Genomic DNA, 14,754 nt, shown 5'->3' on the forward strand with positions numbered 1-14,754 from the left:
AGCGTGCGATATCTGGCAACATTGTTGTTATCTCTGGCGGTGTTAATCACCGCCGGGTGTGGCTGGCATCTGCGTGATACCACGCAGGTTCCTTCCACTATGAAGGTCATGATCCTGGACTCAGGCGACCCGAACGGGCCGTTAAGCCGTGCGGTGCGTAATCAGTTACGTCTGAACGGTGTCGAGTTGCTTGATAAAGAAACCACGCGTAAGGACGTTCCATCCCTGCGTTTGGGCGCTGTATCAATCTCCCAGGATACCGCTTCAGTTTTCCGTAATGGTCAAACTGCTGAATATCAAATGGTGATGACCGTCAGCGCGTCGGTATTGATCCCTGGCCGTGACATCTACCCGATTAGCGCCAAAGTCTTCCGTTCGTTCTTCGATAACCCGCAAATGGCGTTAGCGAAAGATAATGAGCAAGGCATGATCATTCAAGAGATGTACGACCGTGCTGCCGAACAGCTGATTCGTAAGCTGCCAAGCATTCGCGCTGCGGATATCCGTTCCGACGAAGATACGTCGAAAACAACGGATACTGCAGCAACGCCTGCACGCGTCTCTGCCACACTGGGTAACTGATGATTCGGTTGTACCCGGAACAACTCCGCGCGCAGCTCAATGAAGGGCTGCGCGCGGCGTATCTTTTGCTTGGTAACGATCCTCTGTTGTTGCAGGAAAGCCAGGACGCTGTTCGTCAGGTGGCAGCAACACAAGGATTTGCAGAACACCACACTTTTTCCATTGATCCCAACACCGACTGGAATGCGATATTTTCGCTATGCCAGGCCATGAGTCTGTTCGCCAGTCGACAAACGCTATTGCTGCTGTTACCAGAAAACGGACCAAATGCGGCGATCAATGAACAACTTCTGACACTGACCGGACTGCTGCATGACGATTTGCTATTGATCGTGCGCGGCAATAAATTAAGCAAAGCGCAGGAAAATGCTGCCTGGTTTACTGCTCTTGCTAATCGAAGCGTGCAGGTAACCTGTCAGACACCGGAGCAGGCTCAGCTTCCTCGCTGGGTTGCTGCGCGTGCAAAACAGCTCAACCTGGAGCTGGATGACGCTGCAAATCAGATGCTCTGCTATTGTTATGAAGGTAACCTGCTGGCGCTGGCACAGGCACTGGAGCGTTTATCGCTTCTCTGGCCGGACGGCAAACTGACATTACCGCGCGTTGAGCAGGCAGTGAATGATGCCGCGCATTTCACCCCTTTTCATTGGGTTGATGCTTTGTTGATGGGCAAAAGCAAGCGCGCGTTGCACATTCTTCAGCAACTGCGTCTGGAAGGCAGCGAGCCGGTTATTTTGTTGCGCACATTACAACGTGAACTGTTGTTACTGGTTAATTTGAAACGTCAATCTGCCCATATGCCGCTACGCGCGTTATTTGATAAGCATCGCGTTTGGCAGAACCGGCGGGGCATGATGGGCGAGGCATTAAATCGCTTAAGCCAGCCGCAGTTACGTCAGGCCGTGCAACTTCTGACACGAACGGAACTCACCCTCAAACAAGATTACGGCCAGTCGGTGTGGGCAGATCTGGAGGGATTATCCCTTCTGTTGTGCCATAAACCACTGGCAGACGTATTTATCAATGGTTGATATGAAATCTTTACAGGCTCTGTTTGGCGGCACCTTCGATCCGGTGCACTATGGTCATCTTAAACCCGTGGAAACGCTGGCGAATCTGATTGGTCTGACGCGAGTGACTATTATCCCTAACAATGTTCCTCCGCATCGTCCACAGCCGGAAGCAAACAGCGCGCAGCGAAAACATATGCTTGAACTGGCTATTGCCGATAAACCACTGTTTACCCTTGATGAACGTGAGTTAAAACGCAATGCCCCCTCTTACACTGCGCAAACACTCAAAGAGTGGCGACAGGAACAAGGTGCCGATGTGCCACTGGCGTTTATTATTGGTCAGGATTCACTGCTGACTTTTCCAACCTGGTACGAATACGAAACGATCCTCGACAATGCGCATTTAATTGTCTGTCGGCGTCCTGGCTACCCGCTTGAAATGGCGCAACCACAATACCAGCAGTGGCTGGAAGATCATTTGACGCATAATCCGGAAGATCTGCACCTTCAGTCTGCCGGTAAAATTTACCTCGCTGAAACGCCGTGGTTTAACATCTCGGCGACCATCATCCGCGAACGCTTGCAAAACGGCGAATCATGTGAAGATTTGTTGCCGGAATCTGTATTGACTTACATTAACCAACAAGGCTTGTATCGCTGATAGCTGTCATCACGGAGGGAATGATGCGACTGTGGTTAATTCGTCACGGCGAAACGCAGGCAAATGTCGATGGATTGTACAGCGGTCATGCGCCGACGCCACTGACTGCACGCGGTATCGAGCAAGCTCAAAGCCTGCATACCCTGTTGCGTGATGTTCCCTTCGATAGGGTTTTATGTAGTGAACTGGAACGCGCGCAGCATACCGCGCGGCTGGTTCTCAGTGACCGCCAGCTCCCTGTACAAACCGTCCCTGAGCTTAATGAAATGTTTTTTGGTGACTGGGAGATGCGGCATCATCGCGATTTGATGCAAGAAGATGCCGAAAACTATAACGCATGGTGCAATGACTGGCAGCATACCGTCCCAACTAACGGTGAAGGTTTTCAGGCGTTTTCGCAGCGGATAGAAAGGTTTATTGCCAGATTTGTTGAATATCAGCACGACAAAAATATATTAGTCGTCAGCCATCAGGGCGTGTTGAGTCTGTTAATTGCCCGCTTACTTGGTATGCCAGCCGGGGCGATGTGGCATTTTCGTGTAGACCAGGGCTGCTGGAGCGCCATTGAAGTCAATGACGCATTCGCAACTCTACGTGTCCTCAATAGCCGTGCTATATGGCATAGGGATGCATGACTTTTCTGTTTTTTTGCATGTAAGGTGCAGCGCCCATTGACAGCCCCGGACAGGCTGATATTCTCCGCAGCCAGACTTTTTCCGCTAAACACGACTTTGTAGAAATTGTTTTACAAAAATGGCGATGCAATCTGCGGCGCGGGGTGGGATGATAGCCCACTTTCGAAAGCCGATTCGGCGACAATTGTCCCGAAATCGCCTCTGGTTCAGGTATACTGACAAACCGTTTTTATCTTTTTAATTCACCCAGGGGGAAAACTTGCAGGGTAAAGCACTCCAGGATTTTGTTATCGACAAAATTGATGACCTCAAAGGTCAGGACATCATCGCCTTAGACGTTCAGGGCAAATCCAGCATCACCGACTGCATGATCATCTGTACGGGTACGTCCAGCCGTCATGTTATGTCCATTGCTGACCACGTTGTTCAGGAGTCTCGTGCTGCTGGTCTATTGCCGCTCGGCGTAGAAGGTGAAAACAGCGCCGACTGGATTGTCGTTGATTTGGGCGAAGTTATTGTCCATGTCATGCAGGAAGAGAGCCGTCGCCTGTATGAACTGGAAAAACTCTGGAGTTAATGTGTGAAGCTGCAACTTGTGGCCGTGGGAACGAAAATGCCGGACTGGGTACAAACCGGTTTTACTGAGTACCTGCGTCGTTTTCCGAAAGATATGCCTTTTGAGCTGATTGAAATTCCGGCTGGAAAACGCGGCAAGAACGCGGACATCAAGCGCATACTCGACAAAGAGGGTGAGCAGATGCTGGCAGCCGCAGGCAAAAACCGCATTGTCACCCTCGACATTCCAGGCAAGCCCTGGGACACACAGCAGTTAGCCGCTGAACTGGAACGATGGAAGCTTGATGGCCGCGACGTCAGCCTGCTTATTGGCGGGCCTGAAGGGTTATCACCTGCCTGTAAAGCAGCGGCAGAACAAAGCTGGTCGCTTTCCGCGCTGACCCTCCCCCATCCGCTGGTTCGCGTACTGGTCGCAGAGAGTCTGTACCGGGCGTGGAGCATTACCACCAACCATCCTTATCATCGTGAGTGATAAGAAAGCTTTGAGTAGAAAACGCAGCGGATGAAACTACAGAACTCTTTTCGCGACTATACGGCAGAGTCCGCACTGTTTGTGCGCCGGGCGCTGGTCGCCTTTTTGGGAATTTTGCTGCTGACCGGCGTGCTTATCGCCAACCTGTATAATCTGCAAATTGTTCGTTTTACCGATTATCAGACCCGTTCTAATGAAAACCGCATCAAACTGGTGCCTATCGCCCCCAGTCGCGGCATTATCTACGACCGTAACGGCATCCCTCTGGCACTTAACCGCACTATCTACCAGATAGAAATGATGCCGGAGAAAGTCGATAACGTGCAGCAAACGCTGGATGCCCTGCGCAGCGTCGTCGATCTGACCGATGATGATATCGCTGCATTCAGAAAAGAGCGCGCACGTTCACACCGTTTCACCTCGATTCCAGTGAAAACTAACCTGACCGAAGTACAGGTGGCGCGCTTTGCCGTCAATCAGTACCGTTTTCCCGGGGTGGAAGTTAAAGGCTATAAACGCCGTTACTATCCCTACGGTTCAGCGTTGACTCACGTCATCGGCTATGTGTCGAAAATCAACGATAAAGACGTCGAACGCCTGAATAATGACGGCAAACTAGCCAACTATGCGGCAACGCATGATATCGGTAAGCTGGGAATTGAGCGTTACTATGAAGATGTGCTGCACGGTCAAACCGGTTATGAAGAGGTTGAAGTTAACAACCGTGGTCGCGTCATCCGCCAGTTAAAAGAAGTACCGCCGCAAGCCGGACACGATATTTACCTGACGATAGATCTCAAACTCCAGCAGTATATTGAAACACTGCTGGCAGGCAGCCGCGCGGCTGTAGTAGTCACCGATCCGCGCACAGGCGGTGTGCTGGCGCTGGTTTCCACGCCAAGCTATGACCCAAACTTGTTTGTTGACGGTATCTCCAGCAAAGATTATTCCGCATTGCTGAACGACCCGAACACCCCGCTGGTGAACCGAGCCACGCAGGGGGTTTATCCACCGGCGTCTACGGTTAAACCTTATGTGGCAGTTTCAGCATTAAGTGCGGGGGTGATCACTCGCAATACTACGCTGTTTGACCCAGGCTGGTGGCAGCTGCCTGGTTCGGAAAAACGTTACCGTGACTGGAAAAAATGGGGCCATGGTCGCCTGAATGTCACAAGATCGCTGGAAGAATCTGCAGACACCTTCTTCTACCAGGTGGCCTACGATATGGGGATCGATCGCCTTTCCGAATGGATGGGTAAATTCGGTTATGGCCATTACACCGGTATCGATCTTGCAGAAGAACGTTCCGGCAACATGCCTACCCGCGAATGGAAACAAAAACGCTTTAAAAAACCGTGGTATCAGGGTGACACCATTCCGGTCGGTATCGGTCAGGGTTACTGGACAGCGACCCCAATCCAGATGAGTAAGGCACTGATGATCCTGATTAATGACGGTGTCGTGAAGGTTCCGCATTTGCTGATGAGTACCGCCGAAGACGGCAAACAGGTGCCATGGGTACAACCGCATGAACCGCCAGTCGGCGATATTCACTCCGGTTACTGGGAGCTGGCGAAAGACGGTATGTACGGGGTTGCTAACCGCCCTAACGGTACGGCACATAAATACTTTGCCAGCGCACCGTACAAAATTGCGGCGAAATCGGGTACAGCTCAGGTCTTCGGTCTGAAAGCGAACGAAACCTATAATGCGCACAAAATTGCTGAGCGTCTGCGTGACCACAAATTGATGACCGCCTTTGCGCCGTATAACAATCCACAAGTGGCTGTCGCCATGATTCTGGAGAACGGCGGCGCAGGCCCGGCGGTCGGTACGCTGATGCGCCAGATCCTCGACCACATTATGCTGGGCGATAACAACACCGATCTGCCTGCGGAAAACCCAGCGGTTACCGCAGCGGAGGACCATTAATCATGACGGATAATCCGAATAAAAAAACATTCTGGGATAAAGTCCATCTTGATCCCACGATGCTGCTGATTTTACTGGCATTGCTGGTCTACAGTGCTCTGGTAATCTGGAGTGCCAGCGGCCAGGATATCGGCATGATGGAGCGTAAAATCGGTCAGATCGCAATGGGTCTGGTCATTATGGTCGTAATGGCGCAAATCCCTCCGCGCGTTTATGAAGGCTGGGCGCCCTATCTCTATATCATCTGTATTATTTTGCTGGTGGCGGTAGATGCCTTTGGTGCCATCTCTAAAGGTGCTCAACGCTGGCTGGATCTCGGTATCGTCCGTTTTCAGCCGTCGGAAATTGCCAAAATAGCCGTACCGCTGATGGTGGCGCGCTTTATCAACCGCGACGTTTGTCCGCCGTCGTTAAAAAATACCGCCATCGCGCTGGTGCTGATATTTATGCCCACGCTGCTGGTCGCAGCGCAGCCTGACCTGGGGACATCAATTCTCGTTGCGCTTTCCGGTCTGTTCGTACTGTTCCTCTCTGGCCTTAGCTGGCGCCTAATCGGCGTTGCAGTGGTGCTGGTAGCCGCGTTCATTCCGATTCTGTGGTTCTTCCTGATGCATGATTACCAACGCCAGCGCGTAATGATGCTCCTCGACCCAGAATCAGACCCTCTTGGCGCGGGTTATCACATTATTCAGTCTAAAATAGCTATTGGCTCCGGCGGATTACGCGGCAAAGGCTGGCTGCACGGTACTCAGTCACAGCTTGAATTTCTGCCCGAACGCCATACCGACTTTATCTTCGCGGTACTGGCAGAAGAGCTGGGATTAGTGGGTATTTTGATTCTGCTCGCTCTCTATATTCTGCTGATCATGCGCGGACTGTGGATAGCCGCCAGAGCGCAAACCACCTTTGGTCGCGTCATGGCTGGCGGCTTAATGCTGATATTATTCGTTTATGTCTTCGTAAATATTGGTATGGTAAGCGGTATTCTGCCGGTTGTAGGGGTTCCGCTCCCACTGGTCAGTTATGGAGGATCGGCGCTTATAGTGCTGATGGCTGGGTTCGGGATTGTGATGTCAATCCACACCCACAGGAAAATGTTGTCGAAAAGCGTGTAAGAGGTGCGCAATGCGTAAGCAGTGGCTCGGGATCTGCATCGCGGCAGGAATGCTCGCGGCATGTACAAGCGATGATGGTCAGCAACAGACGGTAAGTGTACCGCAGCCTGCGGTATGTAACGGCCCAATAGTTGAGATTGGCGGGGCAGAACCGCGTTTCGAACCACTGAACGCGACAGCGAATCAGGATTACCAGCGCGATGGCAAAAGCTACAAAATCGTGCAGGATCCATCACGCTTTAGTCAGGCTGGCCTGGCTGCTATTTATGATGCCGAACCGGGCAGCAATCTGACGGCCTCAGGTGAAGCGTTCGATCCGATGCAGCTAACAGCGGCACACCCGACGCTGCCAATCCCCAGCTACGCGCGAATAACTAACCTGGCTAACGGTCGGATGATTGTGGTGCGCATTAACGATCGTGGTCCCTACGGCAACGACCGCGTAATTTCACTTTCCCGCGCGGCAGCCGACCGTCTTAACACCTCGAACAACACCAAAGTTCGCATCGACCCGATTATCGTCGCCCAGGATGGTTCACTTTCTGGCCCAGGTATGGCTTGTACTACTGTCGCCAAACAGACTTATGCCCTGCCCGCACCACCCGACTTAAGCGGCGGCGCGGGAACAAGCTCAGGGTCTGGCCCGCAGGGTGACATTCTTCCGGTCAGTAATGCGACGCTAAAAAGCGAAGATCCGACCGGCGCGCCGGTAACCAGCAGCGGTTTTCTCGGCGCACCAACCACCTTAGCACCTGGTGTACTGGAGGGCAGCGAACCGACGCCGGCACCGCAGCCAGTGGTCACAGCTCCGGCTTCAACGCCTGCAACAACACCAGCAATGGTGACACCGCAAGCAGCTTCGCAAAATGTCAGCGGTAACTTTATGGTGCAAGTCGGTGCTGTTAGCGATCAGGCGCGCGCTCAACAGTATCAACAGCAGTTAGGACAGAAGTTCGGCGTTCCCGGTCGTGTGACCCAAAACGGCGCAGTCTGGCGGATCCAGCTTGGCCCATTTGCCAGCAAAGCCGAAGCCAGTACCTTGCAGCAACGTTTACAAACCGAAGCCCAATTACAGTCATTTATTACCACCGCGCAGTAGCGTAAAGCAGGCAACTGAAGTGTCAATTTCTGTAAATGACGTTAACAAAGTCACGCGGAAAGTCAGATGCCTGCCGGTAGTGCATTTGCTATAGTAGGGCACTTTTTTTAATTCCATCACGGATGTCGTAGTTCAGACCATGAATACCATTTCTTCCGCTCGTATCATGAAGCGCCTGGCGCTCACCACGGCTCTTTGCACAGCCTTTATCTCTGCTGCACATGCCGATGACCTGAATATCAAAACTATGATCCCGGGTGTACCGCAGATCGACGCGGAGTCCTACATCCTGATCGACTATAACTCCGGCAAAGTTCTCGCCGAGCAAAATGCAGATGTCCGCCGCGATCCTGCCAGTCTGACCAAAATGATGACCAGCTACGTTATCGGCCAGGCAATGAAAGCGGGTAAATTTAAAGAAACTGATTTAGTGACCATCGGCAATGACGCCTGGGCGACCGGTAACCCAGTGTTTAAAGGTTCTTCGCTGATGTTCCTCAAACCTGGTATGCAAGTGCCGGTTTCACAGCTTATCCGTGGTATTAACCTGCAATCCGGCAACGATGCTTGTGTTGCTATGGCAGACTTTGCCGCCGGTAGTCAGGATGCTTTTGTTGGCCTGATGAACAGCTACGTTAACGCGCTGGGTCTGAAAAATACCCACTTCCAGACCGTGCATGGTCTCGATGCTGACGGCCAGTACAGCTCTGCACGTGATATGGCGCTGATCGGCCAGGCGCTGATTCGTGACGTGCCAAATGAATACTCTATCTATAAAGAGAAAGAGTTCACCTTTAACGGCATTCGTCAGCTCAACCGTAACGGCCTGCTGTGGGATAACAGCCTGAATGTTGACGGTATCAAAACCGGTCATACTGACAAGGCAGGTTACAACCTTGTTGCTTCCGCGACAGAAGGTCAGATGCGTCTGATCTCCGCAGTCATGGGCGGACGTACTTTCAAAGGCCGTGAAGCCGAAAGTAAAAAACTGCTGACCTGGGGCTTCCGTTTCTTCGAAACCGTTAACCCGCTGAAAGTAGGCAAAGAGTTCGCCTCTGAACCGGTTTGGTTTGGTGATTCTGACCGTGCTTCGTTAGGTGTTGATAAAGACGTTTACCTGACCATTCCACGTGGCCGCATGAAAGACCTGAAAGCCAGCTACGTGCTGAACAGCAGTGAGCTTCATGCGCCGCTGCAAAAGAATCAGGTCGTCGGTACTATTAACTTCCAGCTTGACGGTAAAACCATTGAACAACGTCCGTTGGTGGTGTTACAGGAAATTCCGGAAGGTAACTTCTTCGGTAAAATCATTGATTACATTAAATTAATGTTTCATCACTGGTTTGGTTAAAAATTAAATACTTGAAAGTGTAATTTCCGCCTCCATATACTAAGCATCAGTAAAAACTCCCGCCTTCTGGCGGGAGTTGCTATTTAATTACGTTACGCCGGAGCTGACATGAAAACCAAACTTAACGAACTGCTTGAATTCCCTACTCCTTTTACCTACAAAGTAATGGGGCAGGCGTTACCTGAGCTGGTTGATCAGGTGGTTGAAGTGGTACAGCGCCATGCGCCAGGTGACTACACCCCAACGGTAAAACCAAGCAGCAAAGGCAACTACCACTCGGTATCTATCACTATCAACGCCACTCATATCGAGCAGGTTGAAACACTGTATGAAGAACTGGGCAAAATCGATATTGTCCGCATGGTTCTGTAACTCGCTTTACCATTACCCGGCCTCCTGGTCGGGTAACTCCCCTCCCTCCTCTGTGATATACTTTTTCCCCACTTTTACTCATTCTCCACGGAGATGCCGTTTTGTATCAGGATAAAATTCTTGTCCGCCAGCTCGGTCTTCAGCCTTACGAGCCAATCTCCCAGGCTATGCATGAATTCACCGATACCCGCGATGAAAATACCCTTGATGAGATCTGGCTGGTCGAGCACTATCCGGTATTCACTCAGGGACAAGCAGGAAAAGCGGAACATATCTTAATGCCGGGCGATATTCCGGTGATCCAGAGCGACCGTGGCGGTCAGGTGACTTATCACGGCCCAGGTCAGCAGGTAATGTACGTTCTGTTTAATCTTAAACGCCGCAAACTGGGTGTGCGTGAGCTGGTGACCTTACTCGAACAAACGGTAGTGAATACCCTGGCTGAACTGGATATTGATGCACATCCTCGTGCCGATGCTCCGGGTGTCTATGTCGGGGAAAAGAAAATTTGCTCGCTCGGCTTACGTATTCGTCGTGGTTGTTCATTCCACGGCCTGGCATTAAACGTCAATATGGATCTTTCGCCATTTTTACGCATTAACCCTTGTGGTTATGCGGGAATGGAAATGGATAAAATATCGCAATGGAGACCTGATGCGACAACCGATAATGTTGCACCACGGTTGCTGAGAAATATTTTAGCACTGCTTAATAATCCTGCCGTAGAATATATACCTGCTTAACGACGCTCATAAATGACCCAACTTGCACTGGGTCATTACTCATGCCCACATTTATGTCCTCTTTAACCGTTGCTGGCCTCTGGAGAGATAGCTCTTTTCAGCATTAAATGAGGAGCAAATGGATTTTGCTGCCTATTACAACAAATTCATCCGGCGTGCCCCAGACTTCATGAATGATTGGTGTTACCGATAACGCCATTTGAAAAAATTATTGTTACAGCCAGATCACAGAGATAAACGACAAAATGGCACAAACCAACAACAATTTTACATTTTCGCGACCGCTTTGGCTGCTTTCTGGACCGTTTCAATGATATACTGCCAGTCGTTAATTCAAAAATAGTTGATAATTACAACAATCTATTGAGTTGAACGCTTTCCTTCGTAATTCGCAACTGGAACACGCACGCTATGAGTAAACCCATTGTGATGGAACGCGGTGTTAAATACCGCGATGCCGATAAGATGGCCCTTATCCCGGTTAAAAACGTGGCAACAGAGCGCGAAGCCCTGCTGCGCAAGCCGGAATGGATGAAAATCAAGCTTCCTGCAGACTCTACACGTATCCAGGGCATCAAAGCCGCAATGCGCAAAAATGGCCTGCATTCTGTCTGCGAGGAAGCCTCCTGCCCTAACCTGGCAGAATGCTTCAACCACGGTACAGCAACGTTTATGATCCTCGGCGCTATTTGTACCCGCCGTTGTCCGTTCTGTGACGTTGCCCACGGTCGCCCGGTAGCTCCGGATGCCAATGAGCCGGTGAAACTGGCACAGACCATTGCTGATATGGCGCTGCGTTATGTGGTTATCACCTCCGTTGACCGTGATGACCTGCGCGATGGCGGTGCCCAGCACTTTGCGGATTGTATTACAGCCATTCGGGAAAAAAGCCCGGAAATCAAAATTGAAACTCTGGTGCCGGATTTCCGTGGTCGTATGGATCGCGCGCTGGATATTCTGACCGCCACGCCGCCAGACGTGTTCAACCACAACCTGGAAAACGTACCACGTATTTACCGTCAGGTACGTCCGGGCGCGGATTACAACTGGTCGCTGAAACTATTAGAACGCTTTAAAGAAGCTCATCCGGAAATCCCGACCAAATCTGGTTTAATGGTGGGTCTGGGCGAAACCAATGAAGAAATTATTGAAGTGATGCGCGATCTGCGTCGTCATGGTGTGACCATGTTAACGCTGGGGCAATATTTGCAGCCAAGCCGTCATCACCTGCCGGTTCAACGTTACGTTAGCCCGGATGAGTTCGACGAAATGAAAGCTGAGGCACTGGCGATGGGCTTTACCCATGCTGCATGTGGCCCGTTTGTCCGTTCTTCCTACCACGCCGATTTGCAGGCGAAAGGGATGGAAGTTAAGTAATCCTGTAATAATTACTTACATCTGTCTGATAAAAACCCGCTATCTGAAGCGGGTTTTTTTATCGAACAAGATATTGAGGGAGCGTCCTGCTCGCCACGTCACTCTTTATGAGAGAGCTTTTCAGCCTGAAGATCAACGTCTGCGCCTTTCTTCGCCGCAGCATCGTCATCATTCATCGCTTTCTTGAATCCTTTGATAGCCGCTCCAAGGTCTCCGCCCAGCGTACGTAACTTCTTAGTCCCAAACAGCAGAACGACCAGTGCCGCAACTACCAGCAGTTTGGTAATACTAATCTCACCCATAGATACCTTCTTGACATAAAACCGGCAACAGAACGCGCCTTAAAAACCAGAGAATATTAACGGTCATTCGACGCGCGCACACAATAGCAATCTGTAACAAGGTGAATCAAGCGCCGAATAAAAAAACATCATAATAATTGCGGTGGCGCAAACCGTCGGTTGTTTAAGACGGGGAGTTGTGCACGTACCTGACGCACGCGTTCAGGTGTCACTTCCGCCATGATTAAGGCCGGCATTTCTGCCGCCGCCGCAATGGTGACGCCAAAGGGATCTATAATCCGGCTTTGCCCGATATTTTTGTTCCCGCACTCCCCTGCCGCCACCATATAACAGGTGGTATCCAGAGCACGAGCGGCAAGCAACGTTGACCAGTGATGCTCTTTGAGCGGTCCGCGAACCCAGGCTGCCGGAAGGACCAGGATTTCTGCTCCCTGTATGGCCTGTGCCAACGCCAGCTCCGGAAAGCGTAAGTCATAGCAGGTCATCAGCCCAACTTTCATGCCTTCGACCTCCAGTAACGGGGCTATTTCATTACCCGCATCAACATGACGCGACTCCTGAATGGAGAACGCATCATAAAGATGCAGTTTGGCATAACGAGCGACAATTTTTCCCGCCTGAAGAGCCACCAGCATATTCCATGCGCGCCCCGGCGCAGAGGGAACATGAATCGTCAGAATCGTCGTCATCATGTTACGTTTACTTTCCCGCAATAAACGCCCGATAAATTGGCCTTCCAGCAGCTGCGCTGATTTAACAGACAGATCCGGATCATGATCGTCTCGCGCCAGCAAGGCTTCCGGCAGGACAAACAACGAGACGTCGTTTTCCGCCGCCTGCGCCATCAACGAGGCGCAAATTTCAGCGTTCTTTTCCCACACGGATGTAACAGCAAACTGTCCTGCGGCAACCAGCATTACCACCTCCTGTCAGAGTCGTAAAATTCGCCAACGACGATTATTCAGCGTTACACTTATCACTCATACAAATCAAATAGCAGGATTTTGCAGTGTTACAACTCCTTTTAGCAGTTTTTATTGGCGGTGGTACGGGAAGCGTGGCGAGATGGCTGTTAAGTATGCGATTTAACCCGCTGCATCAGGCGATTCCTTTGGGAACACTGGCAGCAAACCTGATCGGCGCATTCATCATAGGTATGGGATTTGCCTGGTTCAGTCGGATGACGAACATTGATCCAGTGTGGAAAGTGTTAATCACCACCGGATTTTGTGGCGGGTTGACAACCTTCTCAACATTTTCAGCAGAAGTAGTGTTTTTATTGCAGGAAGGGCGTTTTGGCTGGGCATTACTGAACGTCTTCGTAAACCTGTTAGGTTCTTTTGCCATGACAGCACTGGCTTTCTGGTTGTTTTCAGCATCAACTGCACACTAAAGACCAAAAAAAACCCGCTGATTAAGCGGGTTTTGAATTCTTGCTGGCGTATCTTACAGAGCGATTACGTTTGCAGCAGAAGGGCCTTTGGCACCGTTAGTGATTTCGAACTCTACGCGCTGACCTTCAGCAAGAGTTTTAAAACCATTAGTCTGGATTGCAGAGAAGTGTACGAACACATCTTTGCTGCCGTCTTCCGGAGTAATGAAACCGAATCCTTTGGACTCATTAAACCACTTAACGTTACCTTTAATCTTAGACATCAAAATTACCTTTACATGAAAAATAGACACAAATGCTGTGTCGGTTACCAGTACACCAATTGTGGTACGCTTTGTCCAGTGCAACTTTGCTAAAAAGTGATAAAAGTCGCGTTATTTTTGGTGATACTTGCCTTACACTATGATTTTTAAGGGTTTTGCAAAAACATAACTTGTCTAAAACTGAAACCGCATCCAGGCAAAGTAAACATTGCCATTGTCGCAGGTGCCAGGAATACAGGTCATCTGAAAAGTAGCCAGCCCATAGCCTACAGAAACCAATGGCAGTAACACCGGGACAGGTATGTCGTTCCCATTAGCACGCGCCGTTACGTACAAACCGTACCCGTTACCTTTCTCATCTCAACGCAACTGAGCCAAACCGCTGCCCCACGATTTTTCGCTATAGCGATCGTTTTTTCTTTGTCATAAGCGAAAAGTGAATGCCAGGTGATGGCGGGAATATACAATTCATAATGTTCTGGCTGCTGCCAGGTTTTACCGAGACTCTATCTAAATGTGATAATCCATAGCTCCGTGCCAGCAGAAACTTAGTCAACACGGATTAGCGCAATAAAAACAAGAGGAATTACGGCAATAAATTTACTTACGCCCATTAGTGACCATGAAATACTTATCAGAAATCCACTATCAGCATTGCCAAACTAAAATAAACAAACCTTAATTACTCCAACCTAAAGAACAAACTTAATATTTAATAGCGTTATAAAAGAAAATATCATCAAGTTATTCCGGAGACTTAATCGGTATTTTTCTTTCATATAGCCGCTTAATCAAAAAATTTCGTCCCGACACGTTTCGAAACTGACAACAAAAAAATCTTATTTTTTAATCACATGCAATAATAACC

Annotated in this window: 17 protein-coding genes and 1 pseudogene; 14 read left to right on the top strand and 4 right to left on the bottom strand. The window is 50.1% G+C overall.

The features are described 5' to 3' along the window. Positions 1-3: 3 nt before the first annotated feature. From lptE to lipA, 13 genes are all read left to right on the top strand, one after another. Complete coding sequence (gene lptE / locus HEN21_RS15205) at positions 4-582, top strand: LPS assembly lipoprotein LptE (RefSeq protein WP_176251613.1); 579 nt, start codon at positions 4-6, stop codon at positions 580-582. Then, positions 582-1,613 carry a DNA polymerase III subunit delta gene (gene holA / locus HEN21_RS15210; RefSeq protein ID WP_105286575.1) on the top strand — a complete coding sequence of 344 codons (1,032 nt, stop codon included), beginning with the start codon at positions 582-584 and terminating at the stop codon, positions 1,611-1,613. Before lptE ends, holA begins: the two co-directional genes overlap by 1 nt. 1 nt (position 1,614) lies before the next feature. Next, a complete protein-coding gene (gene nadD / locus HEN21_RS15215; RefSeq protein ID WP_024191079.1) occupies positions 1,615-2,256 on the top strand; it encodes a nicotinate-nucleotide adenylyltransferase in 642 nt (213 codons plus the stop codon). 23 nt (positions 2,257-2,279) lie between these two features. Continuing rightward, positions 2,280-2,891: an adenosylcobalamin/alpha-ribazole phosphatase gene (locus HEN21_RS15220; RefSeq protein ID WP_176251683.1), complete on the top strand. Its 612-nt coding sequence runs from the start codon at positions 2,280-2,282 to the stop codon at positions 2,889-2,891. Between the two features lie 259 nt (positions 2,892-3,150). Then, positions 3,151-3,468, top strand: a complete 318-nt coding sequence (gene rsfS / locus HEN21_RS15225; protein WP_001161665.1) for a ribosome silencing factor — start codon at positions 3,151-3,153, stop codon at positions 3,466-3,468. A 3-nt stretch (positions 3,469-3,471) separates the two neighbouring features. Next, positions 3,472-3,939: a 23S rRNA (pseudouridine(1915)-N(3))-methyltransferase RlmH gene (gene rlmH / locus HEN21_RS15230; protein ID WP_176251614.1), complete on the top strand. Its 468-nt coding sequence runs from the start codon at positions 3,472-3,474 to the stop codon at positions 3,937-3,939. Between the two features lie 30 nt (positions 3,940-3,969). Beyond that, positions 3,970-5,871, top strand: a complete 1,902-nt coding sequence (gene mrdA, locus HEN21_RS15235) for a peptidoglycan DD-transpeptidase MrdA (protein WP_000776182.1) — start codon at positions 3,970-3,972, stop codon at positions 5,869-5,871. Positions 5,872-5,873: 2 nt separating this feature from the next. Further along, positions 5,874-6,986 carry a peptidoglycan glycosyltransferase MrdB gene (gene mrdB, locus HEN21_RS15240; RefSeq protein WP_000131717.1) on the top strand — a complete coding sequence of 371 codons (1,113 nt, stop codon included), beginning with the start codon at positions 5,874-5,876 and terminating at the stop codon, positions 6,984-6,986. 10 nt (positions 6,987-6,996) lie between these two features. Then, positions 6,997-8,085 carry an endolytic peptidoglycan transglycosylase RlpA gene (gene rlpA / locus HEN21_RS15245; RefSeq protein ID WP_001231395.1) on the top strand — a complete coding sequence of 363 codons (1,089 nt, stop codon included), beginning with the start codon at positions 6,997-6,999 and terminating at the stop codon, positions 8,083-8,085. A gap of 139 nt (positions 8,086-8,224) precedes the next feature. Then, positions 8,225-9,436: a D-alanyl-D-alanine carboxypeptidase DacA gene (gene dacA, locus HEN21_RS15250; protein ID WP_001092444.1), complete on the top strand. Its 1,212-nt coding sequence runs from the start codon at positions 8,225-8,227 to the stop codon at positions 9,434-9,436. A 108-nt stretch (positions 9,437-9,544) separates the two neighbouring features. After that, positions 9,545-9,808, top strand: a complete 264-nt coding sequence (gene ybeD, locus HEN21_RS15255) for a DUF493 family protein YbeD (RefSeq protein WP_000850550.1) — start codon at positions 9,545-9,547, stop codon at positions 9,806-9,808. 101 nt (positions 9,809-9,909) lie between these two features. Beyond that, positions 9,910-10,551 carry a lipoyl(octanoyl) transferase LipB gene (lipB, locus tag HEN21_RS15260; protein ID WP_105284729.1) on the top strand — a complete coding sequence of 214 codons (642 nt, stop codon included), beginning with the start codon at positions 9,910-9,912 and terminating at the stop codon, positions 10,549-10,551. A gap of 411 nt (positions 10,552-10,962) precedes the next feature. Next, positions 10,963-11,928 carry a lipoyl synthase gene (lipA, locus tag HEN21_RS15265; RefSeq protein ID WP_000042625.1) on the top strand — a complete coding sequence of 322 codons (966 nt, stop codon included), beginning with the start codon at positions 10,963-10,965 and terminating at the stop codon, positions 11,926-11,928. Positions 11,929-12,026: 98 nt separating this feature from the next. Here the strand turns inward: lipA and tatE are convergent, their stop codons facing one another. After that, positions 12,027-12,230 carry a twin-arginine translocase subunit TatE gene (gene tatE / locus HEN21_RS15270; protein ID WP_000503931.1) on the bottom strand — a complete coding sequence of 68 codons (204 nt, stop codon included), beginning with the start codon at positions 12,228-12,230 and terminating at the stop codon, positions 12,027-12,029. Between the two features lie 128 nt (positions 12,231-12,358). Next, positions 12,359-13,147 (bottom strand): deaminated glutathione amidase, encoded by a 789-nt coding sequence (locus HEN21_RS15275; protein WP_010351627.1) that lies wholly within the window; start codon positions 13,145-13,147, stop codon positions 12,359-12,361. Between the two features lie 92 nt (positions 13,148-13,239). On the opposite strand from HEN21_RS15275, the gene crcB reads away from it, so the two are divergent. Further along, a complete protein-coding gene (gene crcB, locus HEN21_RS15280; RefSeq protein ID WP_000939738.1) occupies positions 13,240-13,623 on the top strand; it encodes a fluoride efflux transporter CrcB in 384 nt (127 codons plus the stop codon). 53 nt (positions 13,624-13,676) lie between these two features. On the opposite strand, the gene cspE is transcribed toward crcB, so the two are convergent. Together cspE and pagP are read right to left on the bottom strand one after the other, a co-directional pair. After that, positions 13,677-13,886, bottom strand: a complete 210-nt coding sequence (gene cspE, locus HEN21_RS15285) for a transcription antiterminator/RNA stability regulator CspE (RefSeq protein ID WP_000034825.1) — start codon at positions 13,884-13,886, stop codon at positions 13,677-13,679. 174 nt (positions 13,887-14,060) lie between these two features. Beyond that, positions 14,061-14,500: pseudogene (gene pagP / locus HEN21_RS15290) on the bottom strand (lipid IV(A) palmitoyltransferase PagP). Between the last annotated feature and the right edge of the window lie 254 nt (positions 14,501-14,754).

This window comes from Escherichia sp. 93.1518 (genome assembly GCF_013368915.2).
Taxonomy (GTDB): Bacteria; Pseudomonadota; Gammaproteobacteria; order Enterobacterales; family Enterobacteriaceae; genus Escherichia; species Escherichia ruysiae.

Excerpts from the sequence above, each read along its gene's own strand:
- dacA (WP_001092444.1), top strand. The coding sequence starts at position 8,225 with ATGAATACCATTTCTTCCGCTCGTATCATGAAGCGCCTGGCGCTCACC.
- lipA (WP_000042625.1), top strand. The coding sequence starts at position 10,963 with ATGAGTAAACCCATTGTGATGGAACGCGGTGTTAAATACCGCGATGCC.
- cspE (WP_000034825.1), bottom strand. The coding sequence starts at position 13,886 with ATGTCTAAGATTAAAGGTAACGTTAAGTGGTTTAATGAGTCCAAAGGA.
- nadD (WP_024191079.1), top strand. The coding sequence starts at position 1,615 with ATGAAATCTTTACAGGCTCTGTTTGGCGGCACCTTCGATCCGGTGCAC.
- HEN21_RS15275 (WP_010351627.1), bottom strand. The coding sequence starts at position 13,147 with ATGCTGGTTGCCGCAGGACAGTTTGCTGTTACATCCGTGTGGGAAAAG.
- tatE (WP_000503931.1), bottom strand. The coding sequence starts at position 12,230 with ATGGGTGAGATTAGTATTACCAAACTGCTGGTAGTTGCGGCACTGGTC.
- mrdB (WP_000131717.1), top strand. The coding sequence starts at position 5,874 with ATGACGGATAATCCGAATAAAAAAACATTCTGGGATAAAGTCCATCTT.
- mrdA (WP_000776182.1), top strand. The coding sequence starts at position 3,970 with ATGAAACTACAGAACTCTTTTCGCGACTATACGGCAGAGTCCGCACTG.
- rlpA (WP_001231395.1), top strand. The coding sequence starts at position 6,997 with ATGCGTAAGCAGTGGCTCGGGATCTGCATCGCGGCAGGAATGCTCGCG.
- ybeD (WP_000850550.1), top strand. The coding sequence starts at position 9,545 with ATGAAAACCAAACTTAACGAACTGCTTGAATTCCCTACTCCTTTTACC.
- HEN21_RS15220 (WP_176251683.1), top strand. The coding sequence starts at position 2,280 with ATGCGACTGTGGTTAATTCGTCACGGCGAAACGCAGGCAAATGTCGAT.
- holA (WP_105286575.1), top strand. The coding sequence starts at position 582 with ATGATTCGGTTGTACCCGGAACAACTCCGCGCGCAGCTCAATGAAGGG.